Annotated in this window: 27 protein-coding genes and 1 pseudogene; 4 read left to right on the top strand and 24 right to left on the bottom strand. The window is 31.1% G+C overall.

What is annotated here, in order from left to right; genetic code table 11:
• Nucleotide 1 precedes the first annotated feature (1 nt).
• From rfbA to RAM17_RS09575, 20 genes and pseudogenes are all read right to left on the bottom strand, one after another.
• The gene (gene rfbA, locus RAM17_RS09480) at nucleotides 2-871 is read right to left on the bottom strand and encodes a glucose-1-phosphate thymidylyltransferase RfbA (RefSeq protein WP_110447493.1); all 870 of its coding nucleotides are present in this window, start codon (nucleotides 869-871) and stop codon (nucleotides 2-4) included.
• Nucleotides 872-879: 8 nt separating this feature from the next.
• A complete protein-coding gene (gene rfbB / locus RAM17_RS09485; protein WP_110447492.1) occupies nucleotides 880-1,947 on the bottom strand; it encodes a dTDP-glucose 4,6-dehydratase in 1,068 nt (355 codons plus the stop codon).
• 40 nt (nucleotides 1,948-1,987) lie between these two features.
• Nucleotides 1,988-2,344: a holo-ACP synthase gene (locus RAM17_RS09490; RefSeq protein WP_110447491.1), complete on the bottom strand. Its 357-nt coding sequence runs from the start codon at nucleotides 2,342-2,344 to the stop codon at nucleotides 1,988-1,990.
• A 4-nt stretch (nucleotides 2,345-2,348) separates the two neighbouring features.
• The gene (locus RAM17_RS09495; RefSeq protein WP_110447490.1) at nucleotides 2,349-3,323 is read right to left on the bottom strand and encodes a glycosyltransferase; all 975 of its coding nucleotides are present in this window, start codon (nucleotides 3,321-3,323) and stop codon (nucleotides 2,349-2,351) included.
• Entirely contained in the window at nucleotides 3,310-4,398 is a 1,089-nt protein-coding gene (locus RAM17_RS09500; RefSeq protein ID WP_110447489.1) for a DegT/DnrJ/EryC1/StrS family aminotransferase, read from the bottom strand. The genes RAM17_RS09495 and RAM17_RS09500 overlap by 14 nt, the downstream gene beginning before the upstream one ends.
• Before the next feature lie 11 nt (nucleotides 4,399-4,409).
• The gene (locus RAM17_RS09505; RefSeq protein WP_110447488.1) at nucleotides 4,410-5,825 is read right to left on the bottom strand and encodes a glycosyltransferase family 2 protein; all 1,416 of its coding nucleotides are present in this window, start codon (nucleotides 5,823-5,825) and stop codon (nucleotides 4,410-4,412) included.
• Nucleotides 5,826-5,891: 66 nt separating this feature from the next.
• Nucleotides 5,892-6,422, bottom strand: coding sequence for a GNAT family N-acetyltransferase (locus tag RAM17_RS09510; RefSeq protein ID WP_181414638.1), 531 nt, complete (start codon nucleotides 6,420-6,422; stop codon nucleotides 5,892-5,894).
• Nucleotides 6,415-7,158, bottom strand: a complete 744-nt coding sequence (locus RAM17_RS09515) for an SDR family NAD(P)-dependent oxidoreductase (RefSeq protein ID WP_110447486.1) — start codon at nucleotides 7,156-7,158, stop codon at nucleotides 6,415-6,417. Before RAM17_RS09515 ends, RAM17_RS09510 begins: the two co-directional genes overlap by 8 nt.
• A gap of 3 nt (nucleotides 7,159-7,161) precedes the next feature.
• Entirely contained in the window at nucleotides 7,162-7,380 is a 219-nt protein-coding gene (locus tag RAM17_RS09520) for an acyl carrier protein (RefSeq protein WP_110447485.1), read from the bottom strand.
• A 5-nt stretch (nucleotides 7,381-7,385) separates the two neighbouring features.
• Nucleotides 7,386-8,516, bottom strand: coding sequence for a 3-oxoacyl-[acyl-carrier-protein] synthase III C-terminal domain-containing protein (locus tag RAM17_RS09525; protein WP_110447484.1), 1,131 nt, complete (start codon nucleotides 8,514-8,516; stop codon nucleotides 7,386-7,388).
• Nucleotides 8,509-9,585 carry a 3-oxoacyl-[acyl-carrier-protein] synthase III C-terminal domain-containing protein gene (locus RAM17_RS09530; RefSeq protein ID WP_110447483.1) on the bottom strand — a complete coding sequence of 359 codons (1,077 nt, stop codon included), beginning with the start codon at nucleotides 9,583-9,585 and terminating at the stop codon, nucleotides 8,509-8,511. The genes RAM17_RS09525 and RAM17_RS09530 overlap by 8 nt, the downstream gene beginning before the upstream one ends.
• A gap of 7 nt (nucleotides 9,586-9,592) precedes the next feature.
• The gene (locus RAM17_RS09535) at nucleotides 9,593-10,015 is read right to left on the bottom strand and encodes a VOC family protein (RefSeq protein WP_181414637.1); all 423 of its coding nucleotides are present in this window, start codon (nucleotides 10,013-10,015) and stop codon (nucleotides 9,593-9,595) included.
• Entirely contained in the window at nucleotides 10,008-11,609 is a 1,602-nt protein-coding gene (locus tag RAM17_RS09540) for an HAD-IIIC family phosphatase (RefSeq protein WP_110447481.1), read from the bottom strand. The genes RAM17_RS09535 and RAM17_RS09540 overlap by 8 nt, the downstream gene beginning before the upstream one ends.
• Before the next feature lie 4 nt (nucleotides 11,610-11,613).
• Nucleotides 11,614-11,850, bottom strand: coding sequence for an acyl carrier protein (locus tag RAM17_RS09545; protein ID WP_110447480.1), 237 nt, complete (start codon nucleotides 11,848-11,850; stop codon nucleotides 11,614-11,616).
• Entirely contained in the window at nucleotides 11,843-12,265 is a 423-nt protein-coding gene (locus tag RAM17_RS09550) for a sugar 3,4-ketoisomerase (RefSeq protein ID WP_110447479.1), read from the bottom strand. The genes RAM17_RS09545 and RAM17_RS09550 overlap by 8 nt, the downstream gene beginning before the upstream one ends.
• Nucleotides 12,266-12,465: 200 nt before the next feature.
• Complete coding sequence (locus RAM17_RS09555; protein ID WP_181414636.1) at nucleotides 12,466-13,545, bottom strand: acyltransferase family protein; 1,080 nt, start codon at nucleotides 13,543-13,545, stop codon at nucleotides 12,466-12,468.
• 154 nt (nucleotides 13,546-13,699) lie between these two features.
• Nucleotides 13,700-14,569 (bottom strand): annotated as a pseudogene (locus tag RAM17_RS09560) (sigma 54-interacting transcriptional regulator); the annotation flags it as partial.
• A 352-nt stretch (nucleotides 14,570-14,921) separates the two neighbouring features.
• A complete protein-coding gene (nagZ, locus tag RAM17_RS09565; protein WP_110447476.1) occupies nucleotides 14,922-15,968 on the bottom strand; it encodes a beta-N-acetylhexosaminidase in 1,047 nt (348 codons plus the stop codon).
• On the bottom strand, nucleotides 15,968-16,585 hold the full coding sequence (locus RAM17_RS09570; protein ID WP_110447475.1) for a penicillin-binding protein activator LpoB: 618 nt from the start codon (nucleotides 16,583-16,585) through the stop codon (nucleotides 15,968-15,970). The genes nagZ and RAM17_RS09570 overlap by 1 nt, the downstream gene beginning before the upstream one ends.
• Before the next feature lie 5 nt (nucleotides 16,586-16,590).
• On the bottom strand, nucleotides 16,591-16,938 hold the full coding sequence (locus RAM17_RS09575; RefSeq protein WP_065579332.1) for an HIT domain-containing protein: 348 nt from the start codon (nucleotides 16,936-16,938) through the stop codon (nucleotides 16,591-16,593).
• A 370-nt stretch (nucleotides 16,939-17,308) separates the two neighbouring features.
• On the opposite strand from RAM17_RS09575, the gene rpsF reads away from it, so the two are divergent.
• Genes rpsF through rplI form a run of 4 tightly spaced genes read left to right on the top strand, consistent with a single transcriptional unit; the run spans nucleotide 17,309 to nucleotide 18,691 of the window.
• Nucleotides 17,309-17,692 (top strand): 30S ribosomal protein S6, encoded by a 384-nt coding sequence (rpsF, locus tag RAM17_RS09580; protein ID WP_065579333.1) that lies wholly within the window; start codon nucleotides 17,309-17,311, stop codon nucleotides 17,690-17,692.
• Nucleotides 17,661-17,987 (top strand): primosomal replication protein N, encoded by a 327-nt coding sequence (priB, locus tag RAM17_RS09585; RefSeq protein ID WP_372339512.1) that lies wholly within the window; start codon nucleotides 17,661-17,663, stop codon nucleotides 17,985-17,987. Before rpsF ends, priB begins: the two co-directional genes overlap by 32 nt.
• A 4-nt stretch (nucleotides 17,988-17,991) precedes the next feature.
• Nucleotides 17,992-18,219, top strand: coding sequence for a 30S ribosomal protein S18 (gene rpsR / locus RAM17_RS09590; RefSeq protein WP_025314965.1), 228 nt, complete (start codon nucleotides 17,992-17,994; stop codon nucleotides 18,217-18,219).
• 22 nt (nucleotides 18,220-18,241) lie between these two features.
• Nucleotides 18,242-18,691, top strand: coding sequence for a 50S ribosomal protein L9 (gene rplI / locus RAM17_RS09595; RefSeq protein WP_065579335.1), 450 nt, complete (start codon nucleotides 18,242-18,244; stop codon nucleotides 18,689-18,691).
• A gap of 125 nt (nucleotides 18,692-18,816) precedes the next feature.
• Here rplI and ggt read toward each other — a convergent pair whose 3' ends face one another.
• The 4 genes from ggt to RAM17_RS09615 all read right to left on the bottom strand — a co-directional run bounded on the left by ggt (nucleotide 18,817) and on the right by RAM17_RS09615 (nucleotide 22,973).
• Nucleotides 18,817-20,520: a gamma-glutamyltransferase gene (ggt, locus tag RAM17_RS09600; protein ID WP_110447473.1), complete on the bottom strand. Its 1,704-nt coding sequence runs from the start codon at nucleotides 20,518-20,520 to the stop codon at nucleotides 18,817-18,819.
• A gap of 250 nt (nucleotides 20,521-20,770) precedes the next feature.
• A complete protein-coding gene (gene celB / locus RAM17_RS09605; RefSeq protein WP_110447472.1) occupies nucleotides 20,771-22,108 on the bottom strand; it encodes a PTS cellobiose transporter subunit IIC in 1,338 nt (445 codons plus the stop codon).
• Between the two features lie 14 nt (nucleotides 22,109-22,122).
• Nucleotides 22,123-22,620 carry a hypothetical protein gene (locus RAM17_RS09610; RefSeq protein WP_086364132.1) on the bottom strand — a complete coding sequence of 166 codons (498 nt, stop codon included), beginning with the start codon at nucleotides 22,618-22,620 and terminating at the stop codon, nucleotides 22,123-22,125.
• Between the two features lie 11 nt (nucleotides 22,621-22,631).
• Nucleotides 22,632-22,973: a PTS cellobiose transporter subunit IIA gene (locus tag RAM17_RS09615; RefSeq protein WP_110447471.1), complete on the bottom strand. Its 342-nt coding sequence runs from the start codon at nucleotides 22,971-22,973 to the stop codon at nucleotides 22,632-22,634.

Genomic DNA, 22,973 nt, shown 5'->3' on the forward strand with positions numbered 1-22,973 from the left:
ATTAAATCTTTTCAACAAGTTGATATAGATATTGGCCATATAATGTTTTTTTCGAATCTATTGCTTCTTTTCTTATCTGTTCTACACTCAACCAACCATTTCTAAAGGCAATTTCTTCTAAGCAAGCAACTTTTAATCCTTGCCTTTTTTCAATAATTTGAACAAACGATGATGCTTCAAGCAAACTATCGTGTGTTCCAGTATCTAGCCAAGCAAATCCTCTACCAAGTATCTCTACATTCAATAAACCAGAATCTAAATACATTTGATTAAGTGTTGTTATTTCTAATTCTCCACGGCTTGAAGGATTAACTTGTTTTGCCATCTCAACTACGTTTTCATCATAAAAATAGAGTCCAGTTACAGCCCAATTCGATTTTGGTTTGATTGGTTTTTCTTCAATTGATAATGCTTTAAAATTTTCATCGAAATCTACAACACCAAAACGTTCTGGATCAACTACCTGATAGCCAAAAATTGTAGCACCGTCTTTATGAGATACAACTTTTCCTAACTTCCTACCAAAGCTTTCGCCAAAAAAAAGATTATCACCTAAAATTAGAGCAGATCGCTGATTTTGAATAAATTCTTCACCAATGATAAAAGCTTGTGCCAATCCTTCTGGTTTTGACTGTTGGGCATAACTAAGTTTAATACCAAATCTACTACCATCACCTAATAACCGTTTAAACATTGGTAGATCATCTGGTGTAGTAATGACCAAAATATCACGAATTCCAGCTAACATAAGCACAGATAAAGGATAATATATCATAGGTTTATCATATATTGGTAATAATTGCTTTGATATCCCCCTTGTTATAGGATAAAGACGAGTCCCTGAGCCACCTGCTAATACAATACCTTTCATAATTTACCCTATTTTTTAAAAATACCATGCCTTGGTCTAGCGTATGAACCATCTTTTATATGATTGCACCACTCACTATTTTTTAAATACCATTCTACTGTTTTACGCATACCACTCTCAAATGTTTCCTGTGGTTTCCAACCTAAATCATGGTATAATTTTGAAGAATCAATAGCATAACGTTGATCATGCCCTGGTCTATCAGTAACAAAACAAATTAAATCTTTATAATTAATAACACCATTCGGTTTATTAGGAACCAATTCTTCAAGTAGATCACATATTAGATTTACAACATCAATATTTTTTTGCTCATTGTAACCACCGATATTATAATTTCCTCCAACTTTGGCTTGAGTCGCAACTAAATAAAGAGCTCTAGCATGATCCTCGACATATAGCCAATCTCTGATTTGTTGACCATTACCATAAACAGGCAAAGGTTTCCCTTCTAATGCATTTAAGATCATTAATGGAATTAATTTTTCTGGGAAGTGATAAGGTCCATAATTATTTGAACAATTAGTAATAACTATTGGTAGCTCAAAAGTCCTATGCCAAGCTCGAACAAGGTGATCACTTGATGCTTTTGAAGCAGAATAAGGACTACTTGGTGAATAAGGCGTTTTTTCAGTAAATAAATCTGTTGTCCCATGTAAATCACCATAGACTTCATCAGTTGAAATATGATGAAAACGGAAGCTTTCTTTTTTAACTATATCCAATGATTTCCAATACGCTAATGCTGCTTCTAAAAGTGTATAGGTACCAATTATATTAGTTTCAATAAAAGTTGAAGGATTATCAATTGAACGATCTACATGACTTTCTGCTGCTAGATGCATAATAAGATCAGGACGGAAATCATTAATTATCATATCGATAGATTTTCGATCGCAAATATCAATTTGTTTAAAATGAAATCTTCCTTTGTCAGAAACTTCGGATAATGATTCTAAATTACCAGCATATGTTAATTTATCTATAACCAAAACTTCGTCATCAGTATTATTGATAATCAGTCTAACGACCGCGGAACCAATAAAACCTGCACCTCCAGTAACAATAAATTTCATGTGTTATTTTCCTAATGTATACAATAAATTTATTCAAAAATTAATTGGTATAAATGATAGCAACAGCCATAGCAGTATCTCTATCATGAGACAAACTAATTCGAATATTTAGATAATCATATTTATTATTTAATATTCTTGCTATAGGATGATTTTTTGCTTTATCGTTTTCAATTTCAATTTCATTAACCAATACATCAATAATATTTAAATTATAAAGTGCTTTAATAATTGATTCTTTTGCACAAAATCTTACTGCAAGATGCTGTGCGGGATAAGATTTAGATAAACAATAATTTAACTCTATTTTTGTAAAAATTTTGTTCAAAAAAGAGAAATTTGAAACTTTATCATTAAACCTATCAATTTTTTCAACATCGCAACCAACTGCAAACATATGTTTATCCAATTTGAAGAAACTTTTTATTAAGAATAAAATCAATACCCCAAAAATGTAAAACTGACATTTTCACACTGTTTTTTCTGTATCTACGTAATTCAAAAATATTAGGAATAATAATAAATCTTTTAGTTAATTTACCAAACATAAAACAATTGAATAGATCTTTATCATAATCTTTAAAATCAATATTACTGAGCAAAATATTTTCATATTGTAAGGTCAGCTTAAACATATCATTAATTTTTTTATTTTGTTTTATAGTATTTTGGGGATGCCATCTGTAAGAAAAAAGAATTTTATCTAAATATTTAAACTTACTATATTTAGAAATTTGAAGATTCATGAACCAATCTTCCAATGGCGCATTCACATTATATAGGCCAGCCTTATCATATATAGACTTTCTTACTAAATAACCATTTGGTATATGATTTCCTCTATATAAGTATAAATATCTTCCAAAATTATTGCCTAATTTTTTAATTTTCAGAAAATCCGCAAATGTTTGGTAATTGGCAAGGTTCTTATCATAAATTATATTTCTTTCTTTATCCCAATAACAAACTATATTATTTTGATCAATAATTTCATTATCCCCAACTACCAATGCATAGTCACTATGTTTTTCTAAAAATGACACTTCTTCATATATCGCTTCAGATTTAGCTAAATCATCCGAAGCTATACAAAATATATATTTACCTTGGGACAAATTGATTAACTTATTAGAAGTCGCCCCAATACCTTGGTTCTGTTGTTTTTGAAAGATGATATTTGTAAAACGTTCCTTACAAATATTTTCCATCTCAAGAATTTTTTCAAAAGTTGAATCAATAGAACCGTCATCAATAATTATTAGTTCAATTTTTTCATATGTTTGGCTAATAATCGATTTAATAGTATCTTGGATATAATTTTCGTGATTATATGCTGATATAATCACAGAAACTAACGGTAATTTATTTGTATTCATTTATAACATCAACAACTCTAAGTACTTCTACCTCCGTCATTACTGGACTAATAGGTAAAGATAAAACTTCTTTATGTATTTTCTCAGTAATTGGATAATTTAAATGATTCCATTCTTTATATGCTTCTTGCTTATGTATTGGAATTGGATAATGAATAATTGTTTGTATTCCATTTGATTTTAAATAGTTTTGTAGCTCATCCCTGTTTTCAGTTCTTATGACAAACAGATGCCATACATGCATATCCTCATGCAACAATTTTGGTAAAATAATTAATGGGTTATTTATGTTTTCAATATAATAATTAGCAATTTTACGACGCTTATTGTTATCTTCGTCTAAATGAGGTAATTTAACATTGATGACTGCTGCTTGTAGCTCATCTAATCTAGAATTAACTCCTTTATAAAGATTGACATATTTTTTATTAGACCCATAATTAGCAATAGCCTTAATCTTCAAATATAATTCTTCATCATTTGTAGTTACTGCGCCACCATCACCTAAGCAACCTAGATTCTTTCCAGGATAAAAAGAAAAACCACTAGCATCACCTAAATTACCAACCCTACGTCCTTTATACATAGCACCATGAGCTTGAGCAGAGTCTTCAATTATTTTTAAATTATATTTTTCAGCTAATTTCCAGATTTTTTCCATTTCAACAGCTTGACCATACAAATGAACAACCATAATAGCTTTTGTTTTAGGTGTTATTGCTTGTTCAATTAAATCTGGATTAATATTATATGTATTAAGATCGGGTTCAACCAACACAGGTTTACAGCCATTTGCTGAGATGGCTAGTGTTGATGCTATATAAGTATTAGCAGGAACAATAATTTCATCATCTGAACCAAAACCGTATGCTTTAATTATTAAATTAAGTGCATCTAAACCATTTGCTACACCAACAGCATATTTCACTCCACAATAAGTAGCAAATGCTTCATTAAAAATATGATTTTCATCGCCTTGTAAATACCAACCTTTTTCAAAAATAGTATTTATCCGTTTTAAAATTTCTTCATTGTAAAAATTATTTATCTTTTGTAAATTTAGAAAATGTATCATAATAAAAACCTTTATAAATTATTATTTTCATATACCTTTGAGATATATTTATTCTTTCTATTTTTATTAATAACCATATCAAAAAATGGTAATTGTCCAATTATAATCATTATACAGTAGAAAATATTTTTCATGCGTTCCTTAATACCAAATAATGATTTACTTTTTGGAATTGGAGTATGACTTTTTCTTAATTTATATGAAACAATTTTATAAACTTTATTAGCCCAAAGTTCCAAATAAGAACTTTTTTGTTTACTTTCAATATTACTATATCTTACATCCAAAAATTTCCATAACCTGTAATAGATTTTTAATTTTAATCTCCGGCCTTTTGATAAATTAAAATGGGTTAATTCAAAATTTAGAAAATTTGGAAATTTTTCGAAAAAAGCTGATGGGTAATAATTTTCATGAGAACCAAAGCTTACATAATGAACCAACGGTATCCACCCCTCCTCAATGATTTCCGGATATTTTCTGCAATAGTATTTTTCATCCCATAATTTAGATTTTTTAACTATATTCCATCTTTCCAACCAGTAACAATACATTGGGCTTTGTGTTAGATTATATTTATTATTTATCTCAGGATAGTATTCCTCAATTAGATACAATTCATACATTCGAGTTGCAATACAACCAATATCGTGTTTTATTGATCCTACAGTATTTTTCTGATGCCACCGATATGATGCTAAAATATCTGGAAATACTTTTTCTTTTGAATATTTCGTAATTTGAAAATGAAGGAAAATATCTTCAATCGGAACATTTACAGTATGAGGTTTTATTAAGTTAAGAACACTTTTACGAACTAAATATCCATTGGCAACAACATTGTTATACCAAAACCACTCATATGAAACATCTCCTGATGATTCTAATTCAGGTGGCATTTTTCCTATTAAATGGGGCCATACTCGGTATATTTCATCAACCCAAAATGTTTGAAGCGTAGAATAAATAGCTTGTTCTTTATCATAAATAATATTTCTATTATAGTCCCAGTAAATTTTGTTTGAATTCGAATCAATAAGTTCATTATCACCCGATGCTAAACCATAATCTTTATTTTTAGATAAGAATTCATATAAAAAACTAATTGCATGTGGTTTTGCAACATCATCAGAACCTATCATATAAACATATTCGCCATTAGCGATCGATATTAGTTGTTTAGAATTATATGCAACGCCCTTATTTTCTTGAGTTTTAAAAACAGTTCTGAGGAATCGTTTATCACATGTTTTTTTTAGTTTTAATAAGTTATTATAAGTTTGATCTGTAGAACCATCATCTATCACAATTAATTCTAAATTAGGATAAGTTTGATTAATTATTGAGTCAATTGTTTCTTTGATATATTTTTCATGATTATAAGCTGATATAATTACAGAAATTAAGGGATACTCTTTTTTTTTCATATAAACTAATCCTAAAGATATAGATATAAATATATATTAATAATAAGAGAATTTTAATGTTTTAATTTATAGAAGATTAGAGAAAAAGTCTTTAGATTTTTCAAAATCCCTTTTATTTAATACAAAGTAAAAATTCTTTTCATCTTGATTTATTTCTTTGGCACCTTTCATTTTATGAAATTTGATAACTTTATTGTTACCTTTTCTAACATCAAAATAGTTATTTTCTAAATTAAGAATATTAAAAACAAAATGTTGTAACAATAAATCACCTTCTATTACTTCTTGAACTGTAGAACCGCTTTTCATTATCCAACTGCCGCCGGTACATTGATTTTCTTTTAAATTATAAAGTCTAACCGTTCCTAATGGATTTCCTTTCTTATTTTCTATAATAAAATAATACTCATTATCCAATGTTTTATAATTTTTAAGATATTCTATTTGTTTTTGTAAATCATTTTCTGTTTTATGCAAAAATTTTGATTTCAATTCATCTGTTCTCAAAGACAAAATAAATTCGGCATCTGAAAGCTCAACTTCACGTAGATCTACATGTTTTCCTATAATAAGTTCTACTTTTTTGTGCTTAGCCAAAACATCCCCCATCTAAAATATAGTTTTGTCCTGTAATCCAACGCGCTTTGTTCGATAATAAAAAAACGGTCATATCAGCTAAATCAGATGGTTTTCCAATACCTAATGCATAATTTGATAAATTAGTCCCTATTGACTCCTTGTTTTTCTGATACATAGGTGTGTCAACAAAAGCTGGGGATATACAATTACAACGTAAACCTCGATGTGAAATTTCTTTGCTGATTGATTTTGCACCTGCAATTAATGCTGCTTTCGAAGCTGCATAATATGTTTGTCCTTTCTCTGGGTAAACTCCAGCCGTAGAAGCGATAAATACGATACTGGCGCCTAATCCAATATTGACTCTTTTATCAACAAATCCTTTTGCTAGAAAAATAGGAGCAAAATAATTAATATTAAATAATGATTTACCATTGTTAAGATCTAATGCAACTAATGGTGAAGGCATATCCATCCCTGCACTACAAACAAGACCAGTAAACTTACCATATTTATCTTTAAGAGTTCTAATATAGTTCGGTAGCTCACTAATATTCTCGGTTAAATCTTTTTGTTCTAAAAATAAAGAATCTGGATTTTTTGATTTAGACTTCAATGATAATAATCTTTCTTGATTTCTTCCTATAGCTATAACTGTAGCGCCTAATGAATTAATTAGAAGAGCAATACCTTCTCCAATACCAGAACTAGCACCAGTCACAATAAATATTTGTTCTTTTGAGAAAGAAATCATAGACTAAATACCTGCCTTTTTAGCTACATCATCTATTGTTTTCAAATTTTGAAAATCATCAAAAACAACTTTCACATTAAAATTTTGATCAAGAAAAGCTACCGTTGCTAATTTAGCTAGAGAATCCCACTCTTCTATATCATCTAAACTCATACCAAAGGATAATTCATCTTCTGTTTGTAAAATGTCTTGAAATTTCTCTAAAAATTCTTCTCTAGTCATAACTTTTATCCCTCTTGAAATTGTTTAGCCCAATATAAAATTTGTTCCACACGTGTATGACTTTCAGTTGGATTTTTCATTAAAGAAATACCTCCATTATGAATATTTTTAATATTTACAATAGAAGCTCCCCATGATAATCCTACTCCAAAAGCCGAAATTAGTATTTTATCTACATTTTTATTATACAATTGATCACAAATAACTGTTGCAACAGAATTAGTCGAATTATTACCGTATTTAGAAAAAGTTTCTGAAGATGTTTTATCTAATGGTATTTTAGCAATTCTTGCAACATTTTCAACGATCTGTTTATTGGCTTGATGAATTACAAAATAATCTATTTCTGATGAATTGGTATCAGAAAACTCTAATACTTGATTTATATTTTTAGGTGCAACATCCATGGTAAAATTGAATACGTCCATACCATGTAATATTTCATCACCAACAAACCATATATTACCAGCCGAATCTTTTGCCGTTATATTTACTATATCTTCTTTTATCGGCAGTTTTCTTCCTCCAGCTGGAACAATAATTCTATCCCACCCTTTTCCATCGGTACCAATTGAGAAATATGCAGGATTGTCTTCAGGCGTATAAGTAATGTAAGTTGCCGAAGCTGCATCACCAAATAAAGGATTACATTTTCGATTTGCGATATTGGAATGAACACTTGGGGCATCTCCTGCCAATAATAATACTTTTTCAGCCGACCCACTAGCAATTAAAGAATGAGCCATCCATAATCCATAAACATATCCTGAACACCCTAATCCGACATCAAAAGTTGCACAATTTGAATTTAACCCAAGTCTACCGTGTAAGATACATGATGAAGCAGGTAATAAATAATCAGGACTTTGACAAACCAATATTAATGCGTCGATATCATCCCTAGCAATATTCATATCTCGTATTAAATTATTAGCAGCTACTTCACATAAATCAATTACTGTAGTACCGTCCCTAACAACATGACGAGTTCCAAAACCTATCATTTTTTTTGCTCGTTGAAGTTTTTTAGGATTATTATCAAAATAATTTATTTCATCTTCAATATTAATAATATTTTCTGGTACAACAGTAGTAATACCTTTGATACAGCTATGTTTTAAACAAACATTACTCATCGTTATCTCCGCAATATACTTGAGGGGGTAAAATAGTTATATCATCAAGTATTAACTGACAGGCTCCCCATGATAAACCAATACCAAAACCTTGAATTACAACATTAATTGGAGAACGGATCTTATCTGACAAAGTTGCGCAAATTGTTCCGGGGATAGCTGCACTATTTTGATTACCGAAATCAGGGAAAATTACTGGTACTTTTTCTTTAGGTAATAAAGCTGATTTAGAGATTGTATCAACAATATATTTATTTCCTTGATGGAATAAGAAATAGTCGATTTCATCTTTATTCTTATTAGATAATTTTAATATATCTTGTAATAATGGGGGTTGTTCAGTTAAAGTAAAATTAAATATCTCAAACCCATTCATATAAATATTTTCTTGGCTTCTTATATTTCCATCTTTGTCAGCAACCTCTTTTCTTGTTTCTTCTGAAGATGGTTGTCTATAAGCGCCAGCTGGTTGTAGCATATGATTAACACCAGAACCGTCAGACTTGAGGATAAAATAGGATGGTGAACTATTTTTGGATTTTTCTATGATTGTAGCAGCCCCAGCATCACAAAATAGAGGGTACTCCGTTCTATCTTTTGGATTTGCTGATTTACTTAGCGTATCACCAGTTAATAGTAATACTTTATTTAGACCAGCTGAAACCATCATATAAGATAACCAAAGACCATATACAAATCCAGAGCAACCTAATTCAACATCTAATGCGGAAGTTTCTTTAGGAAAATTTAATTTTTCATGAATTATATGAGCATTACCGGGCATATAATAATCTGGAGTTTGGGTAATAAAAATGATGGCATCAATATCATTCACAGATGTATTAGTTTCATTAAGCAACCTTTTAGCTGCATCCAAACACAAATCACAGGTAGTTGTTCCTTTCGAAGCCACATAACGGGTTCCAAAACCTACTGTTTTTTTTAGTCGCCCTAGAAACGCTTCATCATTGTTATAATAAAATGGTTCGTCCTCAATATTACATTTATTTTCACCTAATGTTATTGACATTCCTTTTATTTTAGCATTAAAAAAACTGGATTTAGCCATATTAAATTTACCTTTCTTTGTTAACCTGCACTAATTCAACCATCATCATATTTTTTAACATTAAAAAACAAATTTTATCAAAATAGGTCGCATTGGTTATTGGAACTACAACCATAGCCTTATTTGTAGTCAACAAAGAATTAACTGCTTCTTCAATATTGTTTGTCTCATAAGCAAAATGGTAAAACTTAATACCTTTTTCCAAACATGATGTTAATGGACCTTTATCAGTTAAATTTTCTAATAACTCCAGCGGTGGCTGCCCTTCAGCTTCAATGAATATCCCTTTAATCCCTTGTATAGGATCGCTAAAGTAATCTGATGATTCCTTGTAGCCTAGCATTTTATAATAGCTCATTTCTTTCTCAATATTTCGAGTTGCAACTCCAATATGATGAAATTTTAAATTTAACTCGGCTAAATCAACCATTATCACTAACCTCAATAGAAATTCCTTCAGTAACGATTTCATTTGGAATAGAACAAATAATATTGCCATATTGTTCTGTTTCCTTTTGAGAAAATTCTTTTAACCAATTTAATGCAGGAATATTACGTTCACCTTGTCGATAATTAATTCTAATTTTATCAATTGAATTTAATTTATTCATACCTAATTTAAACATAAAAGGAATCATTATCGACTCTAAATGACGGCCTAAAGCTCTACAACTAACTGTTAACTCATTTAAATTTAACACTGATTCTTTAGAATCTTTCGATAAAACCAATACAGCAATAATACCACTATCTGATAAATTATCAGACATAGCTGCAGTTATTAAACATCCCTTATTTTTAATAATATTTATTAAATCCAACTCGCTATATCTTTTATAATTCAAAATAAATTGATTAGTCTTTCCTAAAAGCTCAGAACATCGTACTATTTGATTAAGATCGTTTATAGAAAAATGAAGTTTTATTCCTAATTTTTTAAAATACTCTTTTGGTGACAAAGTATTTGCCATGATACTTCTTTCTTTATTGGCCCGAATATCTTTATCCCTAATATTATCTTCCTTTGATTTTTTCAATTTTAATAAACCAGGAAAATATTTCAGTGTTTGAACTGTACGATTTGGATCATTAGCTAATATTGTTTTGAGACCTAATCCTCTAGTATTTTCTATTTCAGCAGGATTATCATCAATAAAAAGCATGGCATCACAACCAATATTAAGCTCATCTGCTAAACTTTTTATATTGTCATATTTTGAATTCCAATTTACTCTTATTGCGGTAAAATCATCTATTCTAAGGGCAAAATCAGTCCGTTGCTTGAATAATTCAACAACATCAGCTTCTTCATTTTTAGAAGCTATACAGAGAAATATACCGTTTTGATGTAATTGTTTGACTGCTTTTTGTAATTCTATATTGGGTTCCAAAGCGCTAATACCGTCTTCACCCAAAATTCCACGATATAATGTATTATCTAAATCTAAAACAACCGCTTTTATATTTGGTTTAAAAATTGCTGGTATATACTGCAATCCAATTACGCGAGCACAACGTAAACTTGCCTTGTTAGAGAGGCGAGTTCCTGAGTAGGGTTCTTTTGCTAAATCGTATGCCGAATCACCAATCCTTTCTAATTCATCATTTAAGGAAAATAGGTAACAGTCTGGTATATTATCAAATAATTTAACTTCTAAATTATTACCGATACAGATAAAAATAATCGGTGAATTTGATAATTCTCTTAATGCAAGCGCTCGTTCATTAACAAAACTGGATATATCTTCAAGCTTGTAACGAGTTACATCTAACCAAATTAAGTTCAAATCTGCATCTATATTTTGGAAATTTAAACTATCATCATAGCTACTATATATAAAATCTGCAGATAATTCAGAAAAAGTTAAAAATGAATTCAAAACACTAGCGATCATTTCAAAAGAATGATTTCGATAAACAGCAATTTTTAAATTGCAGCATTTTAAGTTAGGTTTTATTGATAATAAATCTAACCTTTTCAATTCATTATCAAAAAGCGCATTAAAGCAGATATCTATATTCAATTAATTAACCTTTAATTTTTTTAATTTCATCAATAATTTTAGACATTGAAGTTAAAGCTGGAATTGATTCTGGCCTAAAAGAGATACCTAATTCCTCTTCTAAAACCATGATTATTTCAATATGTTTCATAGAATCCCATTTAGGTTCAGATTCCATAGATATATCATCATTACTATTAATTTCTTTTTTAAATAATGTTGAAAAAATTTTAGCAACCATATCTTCGTATAAGTTAGGCATTTTTATATCCTTTTTGTGTTTCACATAAAAAATGGTCATATTCTCTTATATAATCATTTTCGTCATAAAAACCATCGGCTAAAACAATAAGAACAGAATCCTCTGAAAAATTTTGCATAATACGCCAAACCGGTCCTTCAATGATTAAACCAATACTTGGAGAATTTAATGAGAATGTCTGTTTTACATTTTGATACTCACAATAAATATCAACTGTTCCTGATACAGCTATCAACAATTGCTTTAATTTTTTGTGCGCATGAAAACCTCGAGAAATATTTTTTTGAGTACCATAAATATAATACATACGCTTAATATCAAAACCGATATTGTGGCTATTTTCAAGTGAAATCAAAGAGCCTCTCTCATCGCCAATAATATTAAAATTTACAAACTCAACTCTAGGTTCAATCATTTAAAAATCCTGATAAAAAAGAATATAACTAATATATTAGTTGATAAATAATGTGATAAATTAAATAAAAATGTCATGCTATAAGTATTTACGAATCATTTTAACAAATTTTTCAATTTATCAGCAATGCTAAGATTTTTGAATATAAAAAGAAAATAATCCGTAATTGTAATAAAAAATCAATTTTTCTTCAATAAATATTAACATCCAATAAAATAACGCGATTTATTTTTTGTCATTTTTTTCACTACTTCAATTACTATTATTGATAAGAATAACGTTATTAAAGCCATAGTTATGCCAATTATTAATTCTAAAAAACCAGAACAATTTTGGGTTACTTGCTGAAAATAATTATTATTTTTTAAAAATAAATAGAATATACTCTCTAATATAGCATAGTGAATAAAGAAAATAGGGAAACTTATATTAGCTATATATGATAATATAGAGTTGAATTTATTTTTAGTAAAATTCGAGTTGGTATAATCCCAAAAATATAATAACAACATAAATATCATTATTTTAAATGGCGTGTACATCACACCTCTTAAACTAAAATTAGGAATAGTTTCATACATTGTCGCAATCAGTAATAAAACTACACTAAAGAACATTATAATAATAAAAAAATTTCTTTTTATTATCTTCATGATATTAAGATGATTTTGTCTTATTCCCATACCTATTATATATACAGGCAGAAAATGCAAAGAAATTGATAATAACTTATAGCCGTCATGAGGTCTAGGGTATAAACTAACAAAAATAAAAGATATTATTGATAAAGTTGTCAAATTTTTACCAGATAAAAATTTTAAAATTGGTGCTAATAAATAGATAACAGTTATCATAGGGATAAACCAAAAAGGTATAGATAAACTACCCCGTTTCCATTCAATGAAAAACTTTTTAAAACTTTGATATATTGAATTGTCATTAATGTAGTCCCAATAACAAAACACAAAAATTACAAAAGAAACTACAGTATATGGGATAATCACATTTTTAATTTTTGATAAATAATATCTTTTTAATTTAAATTTATAAGAAAGATGTTGAAATAAATATCCTGCTATCAAGACAAAGCCAACAGTCCAATTAAGAGTAAGAGAGGAAAAAAAATAAAAATAACTTTGATTTGAACCCATTTTTTTACAGATCCCTGAAGACCATAATATTCCATAGCAGTGACATATCACAATCAGAATTATAATAATGCCTCTTAAAAGATGAATCGAATTAACCTTTCTTAAATTATCAAATGTTGCAGAATCCATATATTTCATTACCGTACTATCAATTGTATTTTTCCAACTTTACTAATCTTCTTAAATAAAAAATTAATAACAACCCATTATATTATTAATAATAATCATTTATGATAGCATTCTAATTATCATTATTGTAGATATTTAAAATATTATTAGATATTTACCGCCCTATCCCATAATCCCGAAGTTTATTTGCAATTGCGGTGTGGGATACCCCTAATCTTTTGGCAAGTTTTCTTGAGCTTGGATATTTGACATAGAGACTTTTTAGGACTTCTTTTTCATAGTTTTTCGTCATTTCATCTAGCGTTTTATTGTCAATATCCCTAATCAATGAGATCTGAGTTGAAGTTATTGCTGGTAAAACAATGTCTTTTACCGTCAATTGTGAAGATGTTAACTGAGCCAATGCTGAATAAAGTACATTTTTAAGCTGTCTTACATTACCTGGCCATGAGTATTGAGCTAAATAAGGAATAACATCTTGATTAACTGTTGGCGGTGTAATTCCCTGCTTATTAGCAAATTCATCAATAAAAATTTGTGTGAGCGGTGCAATATCTTCCTGACGTTCTTGTAGTGAAGGTAAATTTAAGGACAACACATTCAAGCGATAATAAAGATCTTTCCTAAACTTTCCTTGTTCCACCAATTCAGCTAAATCAACTTTAGTGGCACAGATGATTCTAACATCTACATAAACTTCGTTATCATCGCCGACTCGTCTAAAAAAGCCATCGTTAATAAAACGCAATAATTTGGTTTGCATTTGGAATGACATTTCATCGATGCCATCAAGTAATACAGAACCACCATTAGCCTGTTCAAAAAAACCTTTTTTGCTTTCAAGTGCTCCTGGATAAGCCCCTGCGGCATGGCCATAAAGCTCACTTTCAACAACATCATCAGGCATAGCGGCACAATTGAGACCTAAAAAAGTTTGATCCCCCCTAGGGCTATATTGATGACATGCACTAGCCAACAAATCTTTACCTGTGCCAGTTTCACCGGTAATTAGTAATGGTTCTCTTTGCATTGAAAAAGCTTTAGCTTGAGCAATTAATTTTTGCATTGATTGGCTTTTAACAGCAAAAATATCAAAAGCATGACTTCCAACAACATTAATTTTTGATAACCGTTTTTTTAGATATTCAACTGGTTGCAAAACAAAGGTAATAAGAGATGATTCATTAATTTTCTGCAATAAAAAATACTGGGAGTTTAATACAATAATCGTATCGTCATATTCGGATAAATCAAATGTTGCATCCAAACTAAATGCATTTCGATAATCAAATGGCTGATCTAAACTTAATAAATTACTAGAAAATAATGCTTTTGCTGCATCATTATAAGCAACTAAATGTGTATTATTGTCGATTTTAATGATGGCTGCTTGCATTATAATGCTCCCACTTTTCATTCAACTTCATTAAATTTTGATGACGATTCTGCCAATCATGACTCTTTATCAAATCGGCATAATTTACTTTGGTATTAGTTAATAGTAGTTTTGCTTTATCGGTTAATAATGGCTGTTTTTCATTTAAACGAGTTAATGTATCTAAAATAGCTAATGTGCCATTTCGATTATTACAAGCCAATAATAAATCACAACCAGCATTAAGCGCTGCTTTAGCTCGTTCAGCGTGATCCCCCAAAACAGAAGCTCCTTCCATCGATAAATCATCAGAAAATATAACACCATCAAAATGTAACTTTTCACGTAACACTGTTTTTAGCCAAAACACTGACCCGCTAGCTGGTTTATCATTAAATTCAGGATAAATAACATGAGCAGGCATAATTGCATCGAGTTTCTTTTCAGCGATTAATTTGGCAAAAATCTGCATATCATTTTCAATGAGTTCTTTCGAACGATAATCGATTGGTGTTTCTTTATGAGAATCAGCAATAACATGGCCATGGCCAGGAAAATGTTTACCAGTTGTTTTCATGCCTGCCGAATGCATACCATCAATCATTGACGATGCAATTTGATAAGCAATATAACTATCATGATGAAATGATCGACTTCCAATGGCTAAACAATCATGACCTAAATCAAGTACAGGTGCATAACTTAAATCAATGTCGTAGGCAATCAATTCCATCGCTAGTAACCAACCCGCGTCAAATGCTAATGATTTCGCTTTTTCTAAATCATTAAGCAAAGCAAAAGATTGCACAGGAGGAATTAGAGTAAAGCCTTGCTTGAAACGTTGAACTCGACCACCTTCATGATCAACCGAAATTAATAAACGTTCTGATGTTACTGAACGAATTTGCTTTATCAAATCAGTCAATTGCTCAGGAGACTGATAATTACGACTAAATAAAATAATCCCTGCTACCATTGGATTTTTTAAAAGCGATATATCATCATTGGTTAATGATGTACTCGGCACATCGATCAATAAAGGCCCCATTATTCAGCAGCTCCTTGAGCATGATTAACAGAATTTTGGGATTGGATATCCTTTGTTGTCACACGTTGTAAAATTTCACCCGTTTGGGTTGAAAGTAATTCCATAGAAAGGTTGGCATCTTCATTTTCGGCTGGTAACTTATAAAGTGTGGTAAAAAGCACATACCCAGCATTTATTGACTTTGCCAAACCGATCATTTTACTGCGAGAAACAAGTTTATCATCAACAGAAATACCTAACGCTTGTTTAGCTTGACTGATCGATTGTCTATCAGCCACAGAGAAAATACTTTGCTTATTCAGTATATTATGTAAAGTTGTATCAATCTGATTTGTTGCTAAATAATCACCACTACGATTTTGGATATCACTAATTAACAACACTTTATTACCTTCAATTGCTGATGAAGATTGCAATATTTTATTTACAACTGGAGATAATATATCATTCCAATCAGTTGTTTTAACTATCTGTGGAGGAGTATCAACCACTCCAGTGTTATCTGGGATTTCTACTGGCGGATTGACTTCAGTTTTTTGATTATAACCGAGAAGTTGACATCCAGCTAAACTAAAAGCAAGCATGCTCATTCCAATGATACGTTTAAACTGTTTCATATAAGCTAACCTATTAATCGCCCTAAATTTTTACCACCTAATAAATGCATGTGAATATGAAAAACTTCTTGTCCTGCATCTTTATTACAATTCATTATTAAACGATAACCACTTTCATCAATACCTTCTTGCTTGGCAATTTTAGCCGCAACAACCATCATATGACCAAGCAGAGCTTCATCAGACTCTGCAATATGATTTACGGTTGGAATCAATTTATTGGGAATAATTAAAATATGTGTAGGGGCTTGAGGAGAAATATCCCGAAAGGCAGTAACCTGATCATCTTGAAAAACAATATCAGCAGGAATTTCACGGCGAATTATTTTACTAAAAATGGTTTCTTCAGCCATATAAACACTCCTTTAAAAATAGCTATTAACATTAAACTTTTATCTTATAAAGAATAACATATTTTAATGACAAAGATGTATAGATATCGTTACATTTTTACACCTAATTCACCCGTTCAAGTAAAAACTTTGTCGAAAAGTTTTTTTTATCCTATTTATAATCGATTTTTAGTTAAATTTTTTAGTTATGATTAATAGATTATTTTTATTATAAAAAACGAATAGCACTTTTAATATTTATTCATTTGTTAAAGTAATTATTTTGATATATAATGCGCCGTCGATTTCAACCGCTTAATTTTCATGTTCCTTGCTTTCAATGGGTTGCGGTTGCCCCGACAGAAAGCTGATTAATCCGTAGGGAGCGATAATGCGTCATTACGAAATTGTATTTATGGTTCACCCAGATCAAAGTGAACAAGTACCTGGTATGATCGAACGTTATACTGGTACGTTAACCACTGATGGTGGCAAAATCCATCGTTTAGAAGATTGGGGTCGTCGTCAATTAGCATATCCTATCGAAAAATTGCATAAAGCACATTATGTGTTAATGAATGTTGAAGCTACTCAAGAAGCAGTAAATGAACTTGAAGATAACTTCCGTTTCAATGATGCAGTAATTCGCAGTTTAATTATGCGTACCAAACATTCTGTAACTGAAACATCACCAATGCTAAAAGCTAAAGATGAACGTCGTAGTTCTGAAGAAGATTTTAGCGATGCAAACATGGACGATGATTCGGAAGAATAATCGTTTAGTTTTATCGGGATTGATTACTAAAACCCCGATTAAAAAAATGAGTCCAAGTGGGATATCACACTGTCAGTTTTATTTAGAACATGTTTCTGAACAAATCGAAGCAGGACTCTCAAGACAAGCATGGTGCATAATGCCCGTTATTGTCAGTGGACAACACGAGTTAAGTTACAGTATTAAAAAAGGCAGCAAAGTTTTGGTAAGTGGCTTTATTAGTACACATACTAAACGAGATAAAACCAGTCAAATAGTTTTACATGCTGACCAAATTAAACTATTAGGAGAATAGCCAAATGGCACGTTACTTCCGTCGTCGCAAATTCTGCCGTTTTACAGCAGAAGGCGTTAAAGAAATTGATTATAAAGATGTTTCTTTATTAAAAAGCTATATCACAGAAAGTGGTAAAATCGTACCAAGCCGTATTACTGGTACTAGCGCAAAATATCAACGTCAACTAGCTCGCGCTATCAAACGCGCTCGTTACTTGGCATTATTACCATATACTGACAATCATCAGTAATTAGCAACAGAGGGAACATATAATGCAAATTATTCTACTCGATAAAGTTGCTAATTTAGGCAGCTTAGGTGATCAAGTTAATGTTAAAGCGGGTTACGCTCGTAACTTTTTGATTCCACAAGGTAAAGCAGTACCAGCAACTAAAAAGAATATTGAATTCTTCGAAGCTCGTCGTGCTGAATTAGAAGCAAAATTAGCTGAAACATTAAAAGCAGCTGAACAACGCGTTGCTGAAATCAATGCTTTAGGTAAAGTAACTATTACTTCTAAAGCAGGTGATGAAGGTCGTTTATTTGGTTCAATTGGTACTCGTGATATCGCTGATGCAGTTAAAGCTCGTGGTATTCAAGTATCAAAAAGCGAAGTTCGTTTACCAAATGGTGTATTGCGTACTACTGGTGAACACGAAGTGTTATTCCAAGTACACAGCGAAGCTTTTGCAAAAGTTATTGTTGATATTATTCCTGAATAATCATCAAATAACAGTATAAAAAACCCGTTTAATTAAACGGGTTTTTTTATACTATTTAGTTATTAGCTAAAAATAAAGTTAAAATTGGATATTCTATATTTCTTTGTTAAGGAATATTCACTCGATTATTTAACAATAATTGACGTTCCTCTGCCACGTGGATCAGATACCGGTTGAGGTTTATTATTAATAATTCTAATTGCTTGAATATCACCACTGAAATCCTGTTTTTCAAATTGATATCCCATTTTCTCAAGTTGATTTTTTAGATCAATTGGTACTTCAGCCTGAAAAGGCTCGATAAAAATCACATTATTTGGTAATAATTGATGGTGGTAACGTGGTGCATCCATAGCCGATTTTAATGTCATGTTATTATCAAAAATATTTGTTACAACTTGAAAAATAGAAGTGAATATTCTCGAACCACCAGGGGTACCAATAACCATAACCACTTCATTATCTTTAACTAAAATACTTGGTGACATAGATGATAGTGGACGTTTATTTGGCTCTATCGCATTAGCATCTTTACCTACAACACCAAATTGATTGGCAATACCAGGCTTACTACTAAAATCATCCATTTCGTTGTTTAAAACAATACCGGTTCCTTCTACAACAACAGCAGATCCAAACCAACCATTTAAAGTATATGTATTAGAAACAGCATTTCCCCATTTGTCTACAACTGAAAAATGAGTAGTTTGTAATTTTTCATGATTATTATCTAGTCCAGGTTTTACTTGCTCAGTAATTGAAACCGCATTGGCATTAATAGATTTAGCCCGATTAGCTAAATAACTATCATCAATTAATTTAGCAACTGGTACATTAACAAAATCAGGATCACCCATGTATTCAGCGCGGTCAGCAAAAACACGTTTTTCGATCTCTGCTAATAAGTGGACATACTGAGCAGAGTTTACTTTAACATCTTTGAAATCATCAGCTAATTTTTGTTTCATTAATAATAATTGAATCAACCCAACGCCACCTGAACTTGGCGGTGGTGCCGTTACTACTTGCATATCATGCCAATTGGCTAGGATCGGATCTCGCCATTTAGCTTGATAGTTAGCTAAATCATTTTGTGTGATTAAACCACCATTTTTTGCCATTTCTTGCACAATTAATTGGGCTGTTTTACCTCGGTAAAATTCATCAGCACCGTCCTTTGCGATACGCGTTAACACAGCACCTAATTCAGGTTGCTTGAAAATTTTTCCTTCCTGCATAGCACCAAAGTACTGTTTAAAATGTCCATTGGTCGGTGCCAGATCCTGTACTTCCTGATAACGTGTAATCAGCTGTTTATCAACCGTAAAACCTTGGTTTGCAAACCGAATAGCTGGTGCTATCACTTCTTGCCAACTAAGTTTGCCAAATCGCTGATGAACCGCCCACATTCCTGCTACTGTTCCTGGAACACCTGATGCTTTATGCGAATATAAGCTTAAATCAGCTACTACATTTTTCTGTTTATCAAGAAACATATCTTTAGAGGCTTGATTAGGTGCTGTCTCTCGATAATCGATAAAATAAGGTTTTCCTTCCATCCAAATGGTCATAAATCCGCCACCACCGATATTGCCCGCTTCTGGGTAGGTTACAGCTAAAGCAAATGCAGTAGCGACACTGGCATCAACAGCATTACCACCCTTTTTTAAGATTTCTTCTGCGGCGATGGCGCCATAATAATCGGGAGAAGCCACAGCACCAGCTTCAAACTTATGTTTTACATTTTCTATGGCCGCTACATATTGACTTATTGATAGAAGAAAGATAATGCAACAATACTTTCTTAACTTGTGTTTGATACAGTACATTTCACATCTCCTTATTAAAAAAATAATTATTCCCTTCTATTCTAATATTGATAAAAAAATTCAGATTTTTATTCATTATTTGATCAAAAGGAATTTTAAATATAGCATAGAAAATGGCTGTATCGTTCAGAGATTAACCATGAAAAAAACTAATATTAGTTTAGCGATGATTATAATTGAGTATATTACAAAGCAAAAAGCACGAAATTGAATTAATTTCATGCTTTAATCTATGAAGTAATAAATTAAGCTATTGATTGTCTGATTTAGCTTGTTCTTCTTTATAAAGCTTGTTGTCGTACATTTTGACAAAAGGTAGGTAAATTACTAACGCTAAAATTGCTGAAAGTATCGCAACAAACATAGCTCGATAGTCCCCACCAGTACCAATAAACGCCCCTAATCCCATTGGTGATGGCCATGGTATTAATGCAATAATTGGATTCATAAACCCACTACTAATCGCAAAATAACCTAAAGTACCACATGCCATTGGTGCTAATAAAAACGGTAAGGCAAGATATGGGTTATATACTATCGGCATACCGAAAATAATTGGCTCATTGATATTAAAAATTGCCGGGACAGCTGAAGCTCGACCCAAAATTTTTAATTGACTCGATTTAGCACAAAAAGCAATAAAGAAAGTCATAAGTAACGTTGAACCTGAACCGCCTAAAATTACCAATGAATTATTGAACTCACCAGCAAATGGAATATGTGCGCCGCCAACGTTTTCATTCATATTACTAAGCATTATAGGCGTAATGAATGCCCCAATTATACTAGCACCGTGAATACCAACAACCCAAAGCGCATGGATTAAAAATAGAATCACCATTATACCAAGCCAACTTTTAGTTAAATTGGTTACAAAGGTAAATGGAACACCGATAATATCAAATATATCCGTACCAAAATACACCAAAATTCCGTTTAGAATAAGAATTGTGAAAGCAATAACAAAAGTTGGAATTAATGCAGTGAATGATCGAGATACGCCTAATGGAACGGTTTCCGGCATTTTAACCACCCAATTACGACGTACACAAAGGAAATACAACTGTGTTGCAATAATCGCCATAACAATGGCAATAAAGATACCAGATGTACCTAAGCGATAAACAAATGGTTTTAAACGTAACCCATTAAAAACTAATTCACTTTGGTCATTAAGTAAAACCATTGCACCGCTTTGCATCACCAATTCAGGTAGAGTCATAACAAAAGCAAATACCGATAACATAGCACCATTAAGTGCATTTACTTTTAAACCAGTTTCTTCTTCTTCAATTTTAGTTAATTCATAACCAACAACAATATTAAAATAGAGTGCTAATATCCCCATTGTTGCTGTATTTGCTATCATATAAAGATCACTTACTTTGAAAATAGTATTTTCAAATACTGTTTCTAAGCCAGTAAATGTCATCGGCAAAGTATTAAACACCAAAAACATCGATCCAACTATACAAAAAGGTACTGACGCCATTCCAGCTGCCATTACTGCTCGAACAATCTTAAACTGCGATATTTTTGCCATCGGAGTCATTAGATACTTTTGTAACAACACAAATCCGGTATTCATTTTGTTTTCCTCATTCAATTGATGATTTCTTGATAAGCTTGGATTCTTTTAAAATGTTTATCCTCATTACGCTCAATTTTTTTTAGTTTTATTAATATAAAAATAGTAAAAACTAAACTTGCTGCCAAAATGCCTAATATAATGTTTACCGCCTCCGGTGAATTTTTTAGAAATGGAAAGAAAAAGTGAAACAATGGGGTATAAATCAAAACCATTAACACGATAATGGATATTAATAATGTTCGGTACAATAAACGGGCATAACGTAAATGATTTTTATGATTACGATAAAGCTTAATTTGCTCAAAACTGGTTAATGTAGCCATCACGATAAGCAACAGTGGTAGTGCTATAGCAATTGATAAGCTACCCAACAGAAAGACAGCCCAATAAAGATTAATAAATAGAAAGAAGGCTGTCGCATAACGAACCGCTAAAAAGCGATTAAAATAAAGATTAGTCAAACTGACTTTTTTATGCATTTTAAGTTGGCTTTCTAGTGGAGTATTCATCGCTAACCTCTTTATTGATTTGATAACTGATAGTTTTTTTGATAGAGATAACACATCTCAATGGCAACTTCGCGCAACGTCATTGTTGTCATTAGATGATCTTGAGCATGCACCATGATAATTTCCATCTCAATTTTACAACCATTAGCATAAGATTGTAGAAGATCGGTTTGCGATTTATGTGCTTCTAATATTTCCTCATTGGCCTCTTCTAAGAGCTGATTTGCTGTATCAAATTCTGCGTTTCTCATTGCTTTGAAAGCAGCATGAATTTTGGTTTTGGCATTACCACTATGTAAAATAATATTAAATGCGGTAATTTGAATATCCTCTGAGCTCATTTGGTCATTCAT

Source organism: Gilliamella apis (assembly GCF_030758615.1).
Lineage (GTDB): Bacteria > Pseudomonadota > Gammaproteobacteria > Enterobacterales > Orbaceae > Gilliamella > Gilliamella apis_A.

Bases quoted from the DNA above. Each gene is read 5' to 3' on its own strand.
- rfbA (WP_110447493.1), bottom strand. From the start codon at position 871: ATGAAAGGTATTGTATTAGCAGGTGGCTCAGGGACTCGTCTTTATCCT.
- rfbB (WP_110447492.1), bottom strand. From the start codon at position 1,947: ATGAAATTTATTGTTACTGGAGGTGCAGGTTTTATTGGTTCCGCGGTC.
- RAM17_RS09490 (WP_110447491.1), bottom strand. From the start codon at position 2,344: ATGTTTGCAGTTGGTTGCGATGTTGAAAAAATTGATAGGTTTAATGAT.
- RAM17_RS09495 (WP_110447490.1), bottom strand. From the start codon at position 3,323: ATGAATACAAATAAATTACCGTTAGTTTCTGTGATTATATCAGCATAT.
- RAM17_RS09500 (WP_110447489.1), bottom strand. From the start codon at position 4,398: ATGATACATTTTCTAAATTTACAAAAGATAAATAATTTTTACAATGAA.
- RAM17_RS09505 (WP_110447488.1), bottom strand. From the start codon at position 5,825: ATGAAAAAAAAAGAGTATCCCTTAATTTCTGTAATTATATCAGCTTAT.
- RAM17_RS09515 (WP_110447486.1), bottom strand. From the start codon at position 7,158: ATGATTTCTTTCTCAAAAGAACAAATATTTATTGTGACTGGTGCTAGT.
- RAM17_RS09520 (WP_110447485.1), bottom strand. From the start codon at position 7,380: ATGACTAGAGAAGAATTTTTAGAGAAATTTCAAGACATTTTACAAACA.
- RAM17_RS09525 (WP_110447484.1), bottom strand. From the start codon at position 8,516: ATGAGTAATGTTTGTTTAAAACATAGCTGTATCAAAGGTATTACTACT.
- RAM17_RS09530 (WP_110447483.1), bottom strand. From the start codon at position 9,585: ATGGCTAAATCCAGTTTTTTTAATGCTAAAATAAAAGGAATGTCAATA.
- RAM17_RS09535 (WP_181414637.1), bottom strand. From the start codon at position 10,015: ATGGTTGATTTAGCCGAGTTAAATTTAAAATTTCATCATATTGGAGTT.
- RAM17_RS09545 (WP_110447480.1), bottom strand. From the start codon at position 11,850: ATGCCTAACTTATACGAAGATATGGTTGCTAAAATTTTTTCAACATTA.
- RAM17_RS09550 (WP_110447479.1), bottom strand. From the start codon at position 12,265: ATGATTGAACCTAGAGTTGAGTTTGTAAATTTTAATATTATTGGCGAT.
- RAM17_RS09555 (WP_181414636.1), bottom strand. From the start codon at position 13,545: ATGGATTCTGCAACATTTGATAATTTAAGAAAGGTTAATTCGATTCAT.
- nagZ (WP_110447476.1), bottom strand. From the start codon at position 15,968: ATGGGGCCTTTATTGATCGATGTGCCGAGTACATCATTAACCAATGAT.
- RAM17_RS09570 (WP_110447475.1), bottom strand. From the start codon at position 16,585: ATGAAACAGTTTAAACGTATCATTGGAATGAGCATGCTTGCTTTTAGT.
- RAM17_RS09575 (WP_065579332.1), bottom strand. From the start codon at position 16,938: ATGGCTGAAGAAACCATTTTTAGTAAAATAATTCGCCGTGAAATTCCT.
- rpsF (WP_065579333.1), top strand. From the start codon at position 17,309: ATGCGTCATTACGAAATTGTATTTATGGTTCACCCAGATCAAAGTGAA.
- priB (WP_372339512.1), top strand. From the start codon at position 17,661: ATGCAAACATGGACGATGATTCGGAAGAATAATCGTTTAGTTTTATCG.
- rpsR (WP_025314965.1), top strand. From the start codon at position 17,992: ATGGCACGTTACTTCCGTCGTCGCAAATTCTGCCGTTTTACAGCAGAA.
- rplI (WP_065579335.1), top strand. From the start codon at position 18,242: ATGCAAATTATTCTACTCGATAAAGTTGCTAATTTAGGCAGCTTAGGT.
- ggt (WP_110447473.1), bottom strand. From the start codon at position 20,520: ATGTACTGTATCAAACACAAGTTAAGAAAGTATTGTTGCATTATCTTT.
- celB (WP_110447472.1), bottom strand. From the start codon at position 22,108: ATGAATACCGGATTTGTGTTGTTACAAAAGTATCTAATGACTCCGATG.
- RAM17_RS09610 (WP_086364132.1), bottom strand. From the start codon at position 22,620: ATGAATACTCCACTAGAAAGCCAACTTAAAATGCATAAAAAAGTCAGT.
- RAM17_RS09615 (WP_110447471.1), bottom strand. From the start codon at position 22,973: ATGAATGACCAAATGAGCTCAGAGGATATTCAAATTACCGCATTTAAT.